This window comes from Panacagrimonas perspica (assembly GCF_004364935.1).
GTDB lineage: Bacteria > Pseudomonadota > Gammaproteobacteria > Nevskiales > Nevskiaceae > Panacagrimonas > Panacagrimonas perspica.
Window position 1 is genome coordinate 908,476 of the sequence record NZ_SOBT01000008.1, and the last position, 14,127, is coordinate 922,602.

Sequence of the window (14,127 nt, forward strand, 5' to 3'; positions counted from 1 at the left end):
TCTGCAAGAATCGCGGCAGGCGGAGAGCCGATTCACCTCAAACAGAAAAGAGACGCGAGATGGCAAGCGCAGAGCCCAAGCAGACCTTGCTCGACTGGTTTCATCACTGGGAGCTGACGCAGCCCCAGGCGGTGTACCTGACGCAGCCCAACGGGCACCAGGTCACCGATTACACCTGGGCCGAGGTCGGCGACCAGGCCCGGCGGATGGCCGCGCACCTCAAGTCGCTGAAGCTGGCGCCGCGCAGCAACATCGGCCTGCTGTCGAAGAACTGCGCGCACTGGATCATCGCGGACCTCGCGATCTGGATGGCCGGGCACGTCAGCGTTCCGCTGTATCCGACGCTCAACACCGAGACCGCCTCGTTCATCCTCGAGCACGCCGAGGTCAAGCTGCTGTTCCTCGGCAAGCTGGAGAAGTCGGACTGGGATTCGATCCGCTCCGCGCTGCCGGCCGATCTTCCCTGCGTCGCGCTGCCGCTGGCCCATCCCAACGACTATCCGCGCTGGGAAGACCTGGTCGCCAAGACGCGGCCGGCCAAGACGGCGCTGCGACGCAAGGCCCAGGAACTGGCGACGATCGTCTACACCTCGGGCAGCACCGGCAAGCCCAAGGGCGTGATGATCAGTTTCGGCGCGATGCTGCGCTGCGCGGAGGGTGCGCGGACGCTGGTCGAGCCCACGCCCGAGGACCGCATGATTTCCTACCTGCCGCTGGCGCACGCGGCCGAGCGCGCGGTGGTGGAATCGCCGTCGTTGCGCAGCGGCTGCCGCGTGTACTTCGCGGATTCGCTGACGACCTTCCTCGACGACATGCGCCGCGCACGGCCGACCCTGTTCCTGTCGGTGCCGCGCCTGTGGACCAAGTTCTATCTCGGCATCCAGCAGAAGCTGCCGCTGAAGCGGCAGAAGGTGCTGTTCCGGATGCCGGTGGTGGGCGGCATCGTCAAGCGCAAGCTGCTGCACGAACTGGGCCTGGACTACACGCGCTACGCACTCACCGGCGCTGCGCCGCTGCCGCCGCACATCCTCGAGTGGTACCGCGAGATCGGTCTGGAACTGATCGAGGGCTACGGCATGTCGGAGAACTTCGCCTACTCGCACTCCAACCGCACGGGCCAGGTGCGCGTCGGTTATGTCGGGCAGCCGATGCCCGGCGCGCAGTGCCGCATCGCCGAGAACGGCGAGATCCTGGTGAAGAGTCCCTGCAACATGATGGGCTACTACCGCGACGAGGAACGCACCCGGGAAGCTCTCGACGCCGAGGGCTGGCTGCATACGGGCGATCGCGGCGAGATCGACGACAAGGGTCGCCTGCGCATCACCGGTCGCGTGAAGGAGCTGTTCAAGACCAGCAAGGGCAAGTACGTGGCGCCGTCGCCGATCGAGAATCGGCTGATGCGGCACCCGAAGATAGAGGCTGTGTGCGTGGCCGGCGCGGGCATGCCGCAGCCTTACGCGCTGGTGATGCTGAGCCTGGACGCACAGGCGCAGATCGGCGATGCCGCAGCGCGCGCCGAGCTGGACCATGAATTGTCCGACCTGCTCGACGAGGTCAACAGCGAGCTCGAGCCGCACGAGGTCCTGGATTTCATCGCCGTCGTCAAGGAACAGTGGACCATCGAGAACGGGTTCCTGACCCCGACGATGAAGATCAAGCGCGACATCGTCGAGAAGCGCTACGAACCGGAGATCGAGGCCTGGGCCTCGCGTCGCCGCAAGATCGTCTGGGGCTAGGCTAGGGCACGGAGAACCCGCATGGACATCGTCAACCAGTTGCTGGACCAGGCGCTCGCGATCAATCACCGCGTCGTCGATGTCGCCAACAACGCCTTCGATCGCATCTTCCTGCCGGGCACGATGGTGCGGTCGGAGCAGACGCCGCACGAGATCGTCCATACGTACGGCATCACCTCGGTTCGCTACTACCCGCCGCTCGAGGAAGACGAGATCGAGCTGGCCGGCGGCGCGAGGATGACGGCGCTAGGCGAGACGCACGGCGTGCCGCTGGTGTTCGTGCCGCCGCTCGCGGCGCGGCCGACGATCTTCGACCTGATGCCCAATCGCAGCCTCGTGAAGTATTTCGTGGCGCGCGGTTACCGCGTGTACCTGATCGACTGGGGCGAGCCCGGTCGCGAACAGGCCAACTTCGGCCTTGGCGATTATGTCGACGACCTGATGCCGGTGGCGCTCAAGCGCATCCGCGAGCACGCGCAGGTGCAGGACCTGAGCCTGTTCGGCTGGTGTCTGGGCGGCTTGTTCTGCCTGATGTACGCGGGTCTGTCGCACGACGCCCACCTTCGCAACATCGTCACGGTGGCCAGCCCCATCGACATGCGCGAGGGCAGCATCATGGGCCAGCTCACGGCGGCGCTGATGAAGCCCGCGGAGATCGTGCGCAAGCTCACTTCGTTCCGCTTGCATGACCTTGCGCCGGAGAAGATGAGCATCCCGGGGTGGATGAATTCGCTCGCGTTCAAGCTGACCAATCCGATCGGCAGCATCACGACATACTGGGACCTGGTGCTGCGCTTGTGGGACCGCGAGTTCGTCGAGAGCCACACCACGACGTCGAGCTTCCTCAACAACATGCTCGCGTATCCCGGACGCCTGATCCAGGACATGTTCGTGAAGTTCGCCATCGACAACGATCTGTCGAGGGGCAGCTTCGAGCTCGACGGGAAGTCCGTGAAGTTCGATCGCATCTCGTCGTCGGTGCTGGTGTTCGCGGGCGAGACCGACAACCTCGTCACGCCCGACGCCGCCAGAAAGAGCCTCGAGCTGGTCGCCTCGGAGGACAAGCAGTATCTCGTTGCGCCCGGCGGTCACATGGGCGTGCTGTCGGGCGCCAAGGCGCAGGCCGCGGTCTGGGAAGTGGCGGCGGACTGGCTGGAATCGCGCTCGTCGATCGAGATCGCGCGCGCACCCGAGAAAGTCGAGACCGAGCGCAAGATCCGCCGCCGCAAACGGCTATCGGACGATCCGGGTTTCTAAGATCGCGTATCGGGTGCAGACTCGGCTTCCGCAACACGATGCGATGCGAGGAGAGAACCGATGGGCTATTCAGCGCTGGTGGAACGCACGATCAAACTGTCCCCGAAGCGGACGTACTCGATCCTGGTCGATGATTTCGGCGGTATCGGCAAGCTGCTGCCGGAAGACGTCGAATCCGTGTCGATGCGCGGCTCGGGCATCGGTGGCGTGCGCGTGGTGCGACTCAAGGGCACGTCGTCGGACCTCGAGGAGCGGCTCGAAGCCGCGTTCGACGGGCGGCTGATGTCCTATTCGCTGATCAAGAACGACGTGCTGCCGCTGACGGCTTACCACGCAGTGGTCGAACTGGCCGATGCGCCGGGTGGCGGGACCACGATTCGCTGGTGCAGCAACTGGATCGCGAAAGGCGCGCCCGAAGCCGAGGTCAAGCCGATGCTGGAAGGCCTCTACAACAAGATCATCGACGTCATCGCGAAGCAGAGCTGAGGCTCAGCATCGCTGACGTAGCCCGGGTGCAACGCAACCCGGGGCTTTTCTTCCCAGAGTGAGAAGAGGCCCCGGGTTGCACCCGGGCTACGGTCGTTCCTCAGCGCGTTTTGGTTTGCATCGAGCCGGTCGTCACCCATCGCTGCAGCTTCTGCTGCACGAACAGCGGGCCGATCAGCAGGAACAGGATGTCGTCCGCGAACGAGGGTTTCGCGCCCTCGACGTGATGCCCGTAGAACTGAGCGATCCAGGCCACGACCCAGACCGTGGCGGCGATCGCGAACAGGGGCAGGTGGGCGTGCCGGATCGCCAGGATCAGCAGCACGCTGAGCACCGTCCAGATGACACCGACCAGGAAACTGCCGAACGACAGGCTCAGGTAGAACACGCCGGCCAACGGCATGAGCAAGGTGGCGAGGTTGATCCAGGCCGCGACCTCGGCCGGCAGGCCCGGAACGAAGCGACCCACCGGCACCAGCCACAGCAGCGCGAGAGTCGCGAAGAAGATCGCCGGTACGCAGATCACGTGGATGACCTGGTTCAACGGGTTCCGATGGCTGACGGCGTAGGCGTCGAGGTACTGGTCGAGGGTGCGCATGGATTCGGGCTCGGGCTGTGCGACACAGCATGCGCCTGCGCATCGCCAACGGCGTGCCCGGAGGCAAATCTCCCATCTGGAAGATTTAGCCCACGCCGGTATGGCCCGGAACCAAATCTGAAGTGACGCGACCCCGTAGCCCGGACGAAGTCCGGGGGCGCGGTCCTCGGCAGAGGGGCAACCCGGACTTCGTCCGGGCTACGCCTTCGCGATTCCTTTCAGGATTTCCGCGACCCGATCCGGCGCCGCAAGGAACGGCGAATGCCCGGTCTCCAGCGTGTGCACCTTCACGCATCCGCTGCGACCCGGCATCGTCCGCTGCGCGCCGATCGAGACCGCCATGTCTTGCGTGCATTCGACATAGCTGCGCGGCACGCGACCCCAGCGTTCCGCGCTGACGCGCAGCGTCGCCCCGAGCGGCGCCGGCGACTGCGGAACGAGCAACGACTGCGCCAGCGCGAGGTCTTCGTCCGGGCAGTCGGCGTAGAACGAACCGCGGATGGTTTCGGGCTTGAGCGTGATGCTCTTGCGATCCGCCGCGAAGACCATCGTTTTGCCCAGACGATCGTCCGGATCGGCGCGGGCGAGCTGCAGCACCGACTGCCCGTCACCCGGTGCGAAAGCCGCGATGTAGACCAGGTGCCGTACGCGTTCGGGCCGCTCCTCGGTTGCCTGCGTCACCACTGCGCCGCCCATGCTGTGTCCGACCAGCACGACCGGCTCCTCGGCGGCATCCAGCTCCTGCGTGATGCGCTCGACGTACGCCGCCATCGTGACCTCGGCGATGGGCGTGCGATCCAGGCCGTGGCCCGGAAGATCGGGACAGAGGACGACATGGCCGGCAGCGCGAAGACGCGCCGCGAGCTTGTACCAGCACCAGCCGCCGTGCCAAGCGCCGTGAACGAGGATGAATGTGCTCATCGCCTATCGTCGCCTTCGTGCTGCGGCCGGTCCAGTTCCACCCCGTAGCCCGGACGAAGTCCGGGGTGCCGCCCTGATGGCGAACGCACCCCCGGGCTGCGTCCGGGCTACGGGGTGCGCTGCTCAGTCCTGGTACGTCTTGCCGGCCTTCGCCATCTCGATGAGCGACTTCGGCGGCGCGAAGCGCGCGCCGAACTTCGCCGCCAGCGACTGCGCACGCGCGACGAACTTGCCCGGCCCGTAGGCGTTGATGAACTGCAGCGCGCCGCCCTGGTGCGGCGCAAAGCCCCAGCCGAAGATCGAACCGATGTTGGTATCGGCCACCGTCGTCACGACGCGCTCCTCGAAGCAGCGCGCGGCATCGACGGCCTGCACGAACATCATCCGGTCGATCAGCTCCTGCTGCTCGGGCTGGTTCTTCGCGAGCGGGAAGGCTTCGGCCAGTCCCTTCCACAGCGTCTTCTCGCCCTTGGTGCCCGCCGCCGGATAGTCGTAGAAGCCCTTGCCGGCCTTCTTGCCCGGACGATCCAGCGTCCTGCACATCTTCTCGATGACGGTGTCCGCCGAACGCGCTTCGAGCACCTTGCCCTCGGCCGCGTAGTCCTTGCGGGTCTGCTCGAGCACGTGGAGTGCCAGCGAGATCGAGACTTCGTCGCTGAGGGCCAGCGGTCCGACCGGCATGCCGGCCTGCAGACCCGCCACCTCGATCGAACGCGGATGCGCGCCCTCGGCGAGCAGCGCCATGCCCTCGCTGATGTACGTGCCGAACACGCGCGAGGTGTAGAAGCCGCGCGAGTCGTTGACGACGATCGGCGTCTTCCTGATCTGCTGCACGTAGTCGAAGCCCTTCGCCAGCGTCTCCTTCGACGTTTTCTCGCCCATGATGATTTCGACGAGCGGCATCTTGTCGACCGGCGAGAAGAAGTGCAGGCCGATGAAGTTCTCGGCCTTCGAATGCGCCTTGGCGAGGCCGGTGATCGGCAGCGTGGAGGTGTTGGAGGCGAACACGACGTTGGCGCCGAGGACGGCTTCGGTCTTCTTCGTCACGTCGGCCTTGATCGCGCGGTCCTCGAACACCGCTTCGATGATCAGGTCGCAACCGGCCAGATCCTCAAACTTCGTCGTCGCCAGGATCTGCGACAGGAAGGCTTCCTTGTCGGTCGGCAGCAGCTTGCCCTTCTTGATGTCCTTGTCGAGCAGGCCGGCGGAGTAGGCCTTGCCCTTGTCCGCGGACTCCTGCGCGGTGTCCAGCAGCACGACCTGCATGCCGACCTTGGCGGACACGTAGGCGATGCCGGCGCCCATCATGCCGGCGCCCAGGATGCCGACTTTCTGCGTCTTGGTCTTCTCGATGCCGGCCGGGCGCGACTTGCCCTTGTTGATGCCGTTGAGCTGGAACCACAGCGTGCCGATCATGTTCTTCGACACCTGCGACACCACGAGCTCGGCGAAGTAGCGCGACTCGATGCGGCAGCCGGTATCGAAGTCGACGATGCCGCCTTCGTAGATCGCAGACAGGATGTTGCGCGGGGCAGGGTAGTTGCCCTGCGTCTTGGCGTTGGCCATCGACGGCGCGATCGCGAGCACCTGCACGACGGCCGGGTGCTTCGAATCGCCACCGGGGAACTTGAACTTCTTGTCGTCCCAGGGCTGGATCGGCTTCGGATTCGCAAGGCACCAGGCCTTGGCCTTGGCCAGCAGTTCGGCGCGATCCTTCGCGAGGTCATGGATGAGCCCCTGCTGCTTGGCGGCAGCGGGATTCAGTTCCTTGCCTTCGAGCAGCAGCGGCGCCGAGGCCTGGATACCGATCAGGCGCGGCAGGCGCTGCGTGCCGCCGCCGCCCGGCAGCAGGCCCAGCTTCACTTCCGGCAGACCGATCTTGGTCTTGGCGTCGTCGATGGCGATGCGGTGGTGGCAGGCCAGTGCGATCTCGAGACCGCCGCCGAGCGTCGTGCCGTTCATGGCCGCGACGAAGGGCTTGCCGCACAGCTCGATCTTGCGCAGCTGCTTCTTCAGGTCCTCGGCCAGGTCGAACGCGATCTTCGGCTCGGTGATGCTGAACACGAAGTCGATATCGGCGCCGGCGATGAAGTCCTTCTTGCCCGACGTCAGGATCGCGCCCTTGATCGCAGCATCGCTGGCGACGCGGCCGATGGCCTCGACCAGCGGTTGCATCAGGTTCTCGTTGATGACGTTCATCGGACGGCCCGGCAGGTCCAGGCTGATCGTGGCGATGCCGTCGGCGTCGACGTCGAAAGTCACGGCGGAAGTCGAGGTGGTCATGTTGTTCCCGAAAGAATGAAAAGAAGGAGGGAGTGCGGTGCGCTCAATGCACGGCCGCGGAACGCAGCAGCGCGGCGAATCGCGCCGGCTGCTCGAGGTTGGGGAAGTGGCCGCAGCCTTCGAAGCGATGAAGCTCGGCATGCGGGACCAGCGATTGCAGCGAATCCGGCGGCGTGTGGCGATGCGATCGATCCGCGTCGCCCCAGGCCAGCACGACCGGCGCGGTGACGCCCGCCACCAGCGAAGCATCCGAAGCGACGAGGCCCTGGCAGACGCCGGCGAGGCAGAAGCAGGCGCCATCGTGCAGCGCCGCGTCGGTCACGCGCTTCATCGGTGCGGGATCGGCGCCACGCGGAACCGCGATGTCGAACCAGCCCGCTGCCGTCTTGCGGACGCGGGAACGCACCAGCGCCTGGCCGACGACCGGAACGAGCAGCGGACGCGGGATCACGCGCGTGACCCAGCGCTGCATTGCGTCGAGCGACGGCGTCTGCGCCAGCACGAGCCGATCGAAGCGCATCGGTGCGAGCTTCGCCGCCGCCAGCGCGTAGAACCCGTTGGCACAGGACAGCGACAGCGTGGCGCGCTGAACGTCGAGCGCATCCATGACCGCGAGAATCGCCTGCGCGCCCTGTTCGAGCCGATGTGCATAGCCGAAGCGCGGATACGAGTAGCCGAACCCGGGCTGGTCGAAGCAGATCACGCGAAAGTCGGACGCCAGCGTGTCGATCAGTTCGGCATGGTGCTCGATGACGCAAGGGCCGTCCGGTGTCATCAGCAGCGCCGGCTTGTCGCCGCCGGTGTCACGGGCGCGGATGCGGCCGACCGCCGTGTCCAGCAGGCGCGTGTCCGCGCTCCAGCGCCCGGCGTCGGGACGACGCAGGACGTGGATCGCGGAATCGAACCAGTGCCCGAGCATGGCGTGGACTCTCGTAGCGCTCAGACGCGCTCGATGATCGTCGCGATGCCCATGCCGGCGCCGACGCACAGCGAAGCCAGCGCGGTGCTCTTGCCGGTACGCTCGAGTTCGTCCAGCGCGGTGCCCAGGATGATGCAGCCGGTGGCGCCCAGCGGATGGCCCATCGCGATCGAGCCGCCGTTGACGTTGATCTTGTCCATGCCGATGTCCAGATCGCGCGCGGCACGCATGACCACGGCGGCGAAGGCCTCGTTGATCTCGAACAGGTCGATGTCGCTGACCGACATGCCCGCCTTCTTCAGCGCCTTCTTAGAGGCCGGGCCGATGCCGGTCAGCATGATCGTCGGCTCGCTGCCGGTGACCGCGACCTGGCGGATGCGCGCACGCGGCTTAAGGCCCAGGGCCGCGCCCTTTTCCTTGCTGCCGATCAGCATCAGCGCGGCGCCGTCGACGATGCCCGACGAGTTGCCGGCGTGGTGCACGTGCTCGATCTTCTCGACCGTCGTGTACTTGCGCAGCGCGGTGGCGTCGAAGCCCATCTGGCCCATCATCTCGAAGCTGGGCTTGAGCGTGGAGAGCGAGTCCGCCGTGGTGTCGCCACGCACGGTCTCGTCGTGATCGAGCACGACCATGCCGTTGATGTCCTTCACCGGGATGATGCTCTTGGAGAACTTGTTCGCGGCCTTGGCGGCGGCGGCGCGGCGCTGCGATTCGGCGGCGAAGGAATCCACGTCACGACGCGAGAAGCCTTCGAGCGAGGCGACGAGGTCGGCGCTGATGCCCTGCGGAATGAACGCGAGCTTGTCGTTGACGCGCGGGTCCATCGCCCATGCGCCGCCATCCGAGCCCATCGGCCAGCGGCTCATCGACTCGACGCCACCAGCGACGACTAGGTCTTCCTGGCCCGACATCACCTTCATCGCGGCGATGTTCACGGACTCCAGGCCCGAGGCGCAGAAGCGGCTCTGCGTGACGCCGGCGACGCTCTGGTCCCAGCCCGCGTACAGCACGGCGACACGCGCGATGTCCGCGCCCTGTTCGCCGACCGGCGTCACGCAGCCGAGCACGACGTCGTCGACCTGCGAGGTATCGAGGCCGTTGCGATCCTGCAGCGCCCAGAAGAGGTTGCCGAGAAGATGGATCGGCGTGACCTCGTGAAGGCTGCCGTCCCGCTTGCCCTTGCCGCGCGGTGTGCGAACGGCGTCGAAGATGTATGCGTCGGTCATGGAACAGGCTCCAGTGGAAAGCGTGGGTAATGGGGCTTACGGGTCGCGCGTGGCGGGCCACCGCGGCGAGGACGGGTCGATGCGCGGGCGTTGCGGCCGGCGCCGACGGAAGAGTCGATCGGAAAGCAGGCCCGCAGCTTAGGGACAGCGAGGGTCGGGGGTCAATGCGCGAATCGGTGCGGGCCTTTGGTCCCCGACTTTCGTATAGTAAAGATCGTTACCCATTCACTTGATGCGATGAACAAACCCGAAGCGGCCGCCCTGCGGCTTCCGGACCTGGCCCAGCTCGACCCCGCGACGCGCGAGCGCATCGAGCAAGCGGTGCTCGATATCTTCAGCCAGCGTGAATTCCACCGCGTCGGCCTGATCGAGATCGCCCGCGGCGGCAATGTCTCGCTGCAGACGATCTACAAATACTACGGCAGCAAGGAAGCGCTGCTGTTCTCGACGCTCGACTCCGAATTGCAGCGGCTGGCGGCGCGGATGATCGATCACCTGCAGGGCATCGAGAACTACAAGGAGCGCCTGCGCAAGACGTTCTGGGTCTCGCTGGATTTCTTCGAGAAGAATCCGCGCGTGCTGCAGATCCTGATGAGTTCGGTCTACATCAACACCTGGCGGCGTTCGGGCGCCTACGAGCACCGGCCTTTGTTCAGCACCTTCATCAAGGTGCTGGCCGAAGGCCGTGCGAGCGGTGTGCTGACCAGCGAAGTGGACGAAAAGACGCTGCTCGATTTCATCTACGGCGTGGTCCAGCGCACCGTGCAGGCCTGGGTCGTGCGAGGCATGAAGGATCCGCCGACGCGACAGGCCAACGTGCTGTTCGAGATGCTGTGGCGGAGCATCGCCAAGCCGGAGTAATGCAACGACCGTAGCCCGGGTGAAACCCGGGGTCTTATTTCGATCAACGGACCGAAGCCCCGGGTTGCACCCGGGCTACGGGTCAGCGCGGCAGTCGCAGCTCGTAGAGTTTCGCGCGCAGGCCCGGATCGTCCGCATCGGTCACCACTGCCCAGCTGTTGTCGCGCACGCTGCGACCGAGAAACGCCAGGCCCTCGGCCTTCACATCGGGCCGCAGGCGGGCAGTCGGTAGCGCGGAACCCTTCGTCAGCCGTCCGATGACGCTGCCGCGACAGGCACCGTCGAGATAGGGATCGTCGGTGTCTTCGGCGGCGGCCAGGTAGTGCAGCGTACCGTCGGCATCGGTGGCGAGATCCGTGAACGCCAGCGCGACGCCGTCGATCTGGCCTAGCGCCACCGGCCGGATCTCGATCAGCCCTGCTGCGGTCCAGCTCGACGGACGCCGCGCGAGCAGCTTCGATGCGTCGAGGCGCACCAGGCAGCTGGCGTCGCTCTTGCCGACACCGCGATGCGCCAGCACGAGTTCGAAGCCCACTCGTGCCGCGCCTTCGATGTTCAGGTTGGGAAGATCCTGACGCAGGCGCGCGTACAGCGGCGACAGGTCGATCTCCTGGACACCGTCTGCGCCGATCCTGAAGCCGCGCTCACGATTCGCGCGAGAACCCGATCCGAGCGCCAGCAGGCTGCCATCGCCGAGGTCGACCAGGGCTTCGAGATCGGGCTTGTCGGGTTTGGCGAGCACGGCGTCGGCGTCGGCGTCGCCGGGAATCAGGGCGATCGGTGCCAGCGGCGTGCCGTCCACGAACAGGAACCGGTCCAGCGCACCGCGATCGTCGCCCATCACGTGGACGATGCCGTCGCGCAGCACGATGCCGCTCGCCGCGCTGAGCGTCAGCGTGAAGCGCGCGTCGAGCTGGCCGTCAGGAAGCGTCATCGTGACGGCGGGGCGGATGCTTGGGCGCGGAAGCCAGCGCGATCAGTCGCGACACCACCAGCGCGATGTACATGACGCCCGTCAATTCCTCGAGCATCACCAGCGCGCGCGCCATCGGCGTCAGCGGAATGATGTCGCCCAGGCCCACGCCGGAGAGCACGGTGAAGCTCAGGAACAGCAGTTCCATCCAGCTGCGCGCTGCCTCGGGATCGACCATCGCGCCGAAGCTGCCGGGCAGGAGCGCCTGGCAGACGTTGTAGAGATGCGCGTAGGCCCAGGCGAGCAGGGTGAACGTAGCGCCCGCCGCGAAGAATTCGTCGGCGCTCGCGGTCAGGTCCTGCAGCATGTAGGCGATCAGCGAGCCCGCCGCGTAGAAGTAGAACGCGGCCAGCACCGCTGCCGCCGCGATATCCAGATGCGTGCTCGGCCACAGCATGTTGAGGCCGAGCAGCAGAACGACGACCAGCGCGAGCAGGCCGCCCAGCCAGGTCATGAACGCACTGCTGCGCACGACTTGCAGGGCGGCGCCCAGCACCACGAGGCCGAAACCGGCCAGCACCGCACGTCCGCCGGGCACATGCTCCATCAGTGCGTAGAGCAGAACGCCGGCCAGTTGTACCGCCAGCAGCACCGCCGAAGGATGGTGCTTCACGAGCACGACACGGCGCAGAAACCAGATGCTGGCCAAGAGGGGTTGATCCTGCGAAAAGCGAGAACGTGGCGGAGCTTGCCACCGATGCGCGCCGCCTAGAAGCCGAACGCGATCGCCAGCGCCAATCCGATCAGCAGCGCGCCCATCGCGCGATCGATCCGGTGTGCGTGGGCCAGCAGTCTTCGTCGCACGGCGGGATGGCCGACGGTCCAGGCCACGAAGCTGAAATACGCGGCGGTGGCCACCACCATCCACAGCCCGAGCACGACCCGCAGCAAGGCCGGCGTGCCGGCCGTCACGACGCTCGAGCACAGCGCGACGAAGAACAGGAACGCCTTGGCGTTGAGCAGATTGGTGGCCAGCCCCAGGCCGTAGGCGCGGGCGGCGGAAGGTGCCGGCGCCGCGGCGGGCGCTAGCTCGCCCGAGCGCGCGAGCATCGGCTGAGAGCGCAAGGCCTTGAGTCCGATCCACAGCAGGACGGCCGCGCCGCCGTAACGCAGCCCATCGAGCAGTCCCGGGAACCGTTCGACGGCCCATCCCAGGCCGAACATGCCCCAGCTCACGTGGAACAGGATGCCGCTGCCGATGCCCAGTGCGGTCGCCACGCCGATGCCGCGTCCATGCGCCAGCGTCTGCCGGACGATCACGGCGAAGTCGGGTCCCGGGCTCGACACGCCGAGTGCGTGGGCGAGCGCGACCGCGCCGAAGATCGCCCAGGCTTCGGTCATGGCGTTGCGCGTCCGGGAACCGTACGCGGCTTCGAAGCCCGCTCGCGGTGCGACCCGTAGCCCGGACGAAGTCCGGGATGCGTTCGCCATCCGGGCCGCGTGGTGGAGAGCACTCCCCTGAATTCCTAACGAGCGCCGGGCCAGGGACCGTCCGGCGCACCGGGGTCGGCTCGCTCCACGGTCTCCTCGCGGTACAGCCGCAGACCGCGGGCCCGGTAGTTGGCCAGCGCGGCCGGGCCATCGAGCGTGCAGGTATGAACCCATACGCGCCGCGCCTGCATCGCCCACGCTTTGTGGATGCCGACCGTCAGCAGATGTCCGCCGAGGCCGCGACCGATGAAACGCGGGATCAGGCCGAAGTACGCGATCTCGACGTCGTCGCCCGCCTGTCTCTCCAGCTCGACGTAACCGGCGGTGGTGCCGCGGTCGTACAGCACCCAGGTCTGCACCTCGGGCCGGTCCAGCCACTGCAGCCAGTCCGCGTACGACCAGGCGAGCCGGTCGCGCCAGTACCAGTCGCCGCCCACTGCCGTGTAGAGAAAGCGGTTGAGTTCGGGCAGCGGCACGCAGGCCTGCTCGATGTGTGGTTCAGGCTCGGGTGTCCGCGCGGGTACCAGCTGATCCGGCGCGGTCATCTCCAGGTAATGCGTCGTCAGCGCGTAGCTCATCCGCGCGCACTCGCGGCGCGCATCGCCGCATCGCGGGCGGCTTCACAGCGCGTAGGCCTGCTCCAGGTAGCGCAGGATGTCGCTCGACTCGTACATCGCGGTCCCGGTGTTCGGGTCGATGAGATAGGGCACCTGGGAACGCCCGGTCAGTTCCTTCATGCGGATGCGATTCGGACTGGTCAGCGGCGCGTCCGGGAAGAACTTTCCGCGCACGGCAGGCGGCCCCATCTCTTCCCAGCGCGACTTCGCGAAGTTGCGCAGCCGGTAGGGCAGCTGGAGTTCGGTCATGAGTTCGCGCACCGGGCGCGAATACGGACTGGCCTCGAAGCTGTACAGCTCCAGCGGTTGTTCCGGCGCGCGCGACGGACGTGCGCGCATGCCGCGGATGCGCCCAATCGCGCGCGACACGGTGGCCGCATAGGAGCCGACGATGCCGAGCTGCCGGCCGAGACCACGCGATGCGGGCTTGCCGTTGCCGTAGGCCAGTCGCAGGTGATCGACGATGTCCGCGGACTCGTACAGCTTGTCGCCGGTGTTCGGATCCACCAGAAAAGGAAACTGCTGCTTGCCGCCGAGCTCCTGCACGCGCGGACGGAAGCGTGTTCCTTCGGCCGGGCAGGGATAGATCATCGCGTCGATGTCCAGCTCGCTGAGCACTTCGCGCACCAAGCGGCAGTAGGGGCTGGCCTCGATGTCGTACAGCTCGAGCAGTTTTTCCGGTTGCCGCGTGGCGGGTGTGAACGAGGCCGCGCCGCGCCAGCCGCGACAGGAACTGGCGATCAGGGACGTCGTGAGGTCGAAGGCAGAGGCCATGCGTCTCAGGGTTGGATAACGGGCGGCCATTGTGGCGCAGGGCCG

General features: G+C 66.6%; 14 protein-coding genes. 4 read left to right on the forward strand and 10 right to left on the reverse strand.

The genetic code is table 11. The features are described from left to right. Window positions 1-59 precede the first annotated feature (59 nt). From DFR24_RS04010 to DFR24_RS04020, 3 genes are read left to right on the forward strand one after another with little or no spacing between them, the layout of a single operon-like run. On the forward strand, window positions 60-1,736 hold the full coding sequence (locus tag DFR24_RS04010; protein ID WP_133880036.1) for an AMP-binding protein: 1,677 nt from the start codon (window positions 60-62) through the stop codon (window positions 1,734-1,736). A gap of 21 nt (window positions 1,737-1,757) precedes the next feature. Further along, window positions 1,758-2,993, forward strand: coding sequence for an alpha/beta fold hydrolase (locus tag DFR24_RS04015; RefSeq protein WP_133880037.1), 1,236 nt, complete (start codon window positions 1,758-1,760; stop codon window positions 2,991-2,993). Between the two features lie 60 nt (window positions 2,994-3,053). Beyond that, window positions 3,054-3,479 carry an SRPBCC family protein gene (locus DFR24_RS04020; RefSeq protein ID WP_133880038.1) on the forward strand — a complete coding sequence of 142 codons (426 nt, stop codon included), beginning with the start codon at window positions 3,054-3,056 and terminating at the stop codon, window positions 3,477-3,479. 100 nt (window positions 3,480-3,579) lie between these two features. On the opposite strand, the gene DFR24_RS04025 is transcribed toward DFR24_RS04020, so the two are convergent. The 5 genes from DFR24_RS04025 to DFR24_RS04045 all read right to left on the reverse strand — a co-directional run bounded on the left by DFR24_RS04025 (window position 3,580) and on the right by DFR24_RS04045 (window position 9,426). Beyond that, window positions 3,580-4,077 carry an Mpo1 family 2-hydroxy fatty acid dioxygenase gene (locus DFR24_RS04025; RefSeq protein WP_133880039.1) on the reverse strand — a complete coding sequence of 166 codons (498 nt, stop codon included), beginning with the start codon at window positions 4,075-4,077 and terminating at the stop codon, window positions 3,580-3,582. A gap of 198 nt (window positions 4,078-4,275) precedes the next feature. Then, window positions 4,276-4,998 (reverse strand): alpha/beta fold hydrolase, encoded by a 723-nt coding sequence (locus tag DFR24_RS04030; protein WP_133880040.1) that lies wholly within the window; start codon window positions 4,996-4,998, stop codon window positions 4,276-4,278. Between the two features lie 123 nt (window positions 4,999-5,121). After that, entirely contained in the window at window positions 5,122-7,281 is a 2,160-nt protein-coding gene (locus tag DFR24_RS04035; RefSeq protein WP_133880041.1) for a 3-hydroxyacyl-CoA dehydrogenase NAD-binding domain-containing protein, read from the reverse strand. Between the two features lie 43 nt (window positions 7,282-7,324). Further along, entirely contained in the window at window positions 7,325-8,200 is an 876-nt protein-coding gene (locus DFR24_RS04040) for an alpha/beta fold hydrolase (RefSeq protein WP_133880042.1), read from the reverse strand. Between the two features lie 20 nt (window positions 8,201-8,220). Then, window positions 8,221-9,426 (reverse strand): acetyl-CoA C-acetyltransferase, encoded by a 1,206-nt coding sequence (locus DFR24_RS04045; RefSeq protein ID WP_133880043.1) that lies wholly within the window; start codon window positions 9,424-9,426, stop codon window positions 8,221-8,223. 237 nt (window positions 9,427-9,663) lie between these two features. On the opposite strand from DFR24_RS04045, the gene DFR24_RS04050 reads away from it, so the two are divergent. Then, entirely contained in the window at window positions 9,664-10,287 is a 624-nt protein-coding gene (locus tag DFR24_RS04050; protein ID WP_133880044.1) for a TetR/AcrR family transcriptional regulator, read from the forward strand. An 82-nt stretch (window positions 10,288-10,369) separates the two neighbouring features. Here DFR24_RS04050 and DFR24_RS04055 read toward each other — a convergent pair whose 3' ends face one another. From DFR24_RS04055 to DFR24_RS04075, 5 genes are all read right to left on the reverse strand, one after another. After that, entirely contained in the window at window positions 10,370-11,221 is an 852-nt protein-coding gene (locus DFR24_RS04055; protein WP_133880045.1) for a DUF6929 family protein, read from the reverse strand. After that, the gene (locus DFR24_RS04060) at window positions 11,208-11,909 is read right to left on the reverse strand and encodes an ion channel (protein ID WP_210772461.1); all 702 of its coding nucleotides are present in this window, start codon (window positions 11,907-11,909) and stop codon (window positions 11,208-11,210) included. The genes DFR24_RS04055 and DFR24_RS04060 overlap by 14 nt, the downstream gene beginning before the upstream one ends. A 59-nt stretch (window positions 11,910-11,968) precedes the next feature. Next, a complete protein-coding gene (locus DFR24_RS04065; RefSeq protein ID WP_162851028.1) occupies window positions 11,969-12,601 on the reverse strand; it encodes a LysE family transporter in 633 nt (210 codons plus the stop codon). A 125-nt stretch (window positions 12,602-12,726) separates the two neighbouring features. After that, a complete protein-coding gene (locus DFR24_RS04070) occupies window positions 12,727-13,269 on the reverse strand; it encodes a GNAT family N-acetyltransferase (RefSeq protein WP_133880047.1) in 543 nt (180 codons plus the stop codon). 42 nt (window positions 13,270-13,311) lie between these two features. Continuing rightward, on the reverse strand, window positions 13,312-14,082 hold the full coding sequence (locus DFR24_RS04075; protein ID WP_133880048.1) for a glutathione S-transferase N-terminal domain-containing protein: 771 nt from the start codon (window positions 14,080-14,082) through the stop codon (window positions 13,312-13,314). Window positions 14,083-14,127 lie beyond the last annotated feature (45 nt).

What these genes read in the sequence shown, in the direction of transcription:
- DFR24_RS04010 (WP_133880036.1), top strand. Translation starts at nt 60, where the DNA reads ATGGCAAGCGCAGAGCCCAAGCAGACCTTGCTCGACTGGTTTCATCAC.
- DFR24_RS04015 (WP_133880037.1), top strand. Translation starts at nt 1,758, where the DNA reads ATGGACATCGTCAACCAGTTGCTGGACCAGGCGCTCGCGATCAATCAC.
- DFR24_RS04020 (WP_133880038.1), top strand. Translation starts at nt 3,054, where the DNA reads ATGGGCTATTCAGCGCTGGTGGAACGCACGATCAAACTGTCCCCGAAG.
- DFR24_RS04025 (WP_133880039.1), bottom strand. Translation starts at nt 4,077, where the DNA reads ATGCGCACCCTCGACCAGTACCTCGACGCCTACGCCGTCAGCCATCGG.
- DFR24_RS04030 (WP_133880040.1), bottom strand. Translation starts at nt 4,998, where the DNA reads ATGAGCACATTCATCCTCGTTCACGGCGCTTGGCACGGCGGCTGGTGC.
- DFR24_RS04035 (WP_133880041.1), bottom strand. Translation starts at nt 7,281, where the DNA reads ATGACCACCTCGACTTCCGCCGTGACTTTCGACGTCGACGCCGACGGC.
- DFR24_RS04040 (WP_133880042.1), bottom strand. Translation starts at nt 8,200, where the DNA reads ATGCTCGGGCACTGGTTCGATTCCGCGATCCACGTCCTGCGTCGTCCC.
- DFR24_RS04045 (WP_133880043.1), bottom strand. Translation starts at nt 9,426, where the DNA reads ATGACCGACGCATACATCTTCGACGCCGTTCGCACACCGCGCGGCAAG.
- DFR24_RS04050 (WP_133880044.1), top strand. Translation starts at nt 9,664, where the DNA reads ATGAACAAACCCGAAGCGGCCGCCCTGCGGCTTCCGGACCTGGCCCAG.
- DFR24_RS04055 (WP_133880045.1), bottom strand. Translation starts at nt 11,221, where the DNA reads ATGACGCTTCCTGACGGCCAGCTCGACGCGCGCTTCACGCTGACGCTC.
- DFR24_RS04065 (WP_162851028.1), bottom strand. Translation starts at nt 12,601, where the DNA reads ATGACCGAAGCCTGGGCGATCTTCGGCGCGGTCGCGCTCGCCCACGCA.
- DFR24_RS04070 (WP_133880047.1), bottom strand. Translation starts at nt 13,269, where the DNA reads ATGAGCTACGCGCTGACGACGCATTACCTGGAGATGACCGCGCCGGAT.
- DFR24_RS04075 (WP_133880048.1), bottom strand. Translation starts at nt 14,082, where the DNA reads ATGGCCTCTGCCTTCGACCTCACGACGTCCCTGATCGCCAGTTCCTGT.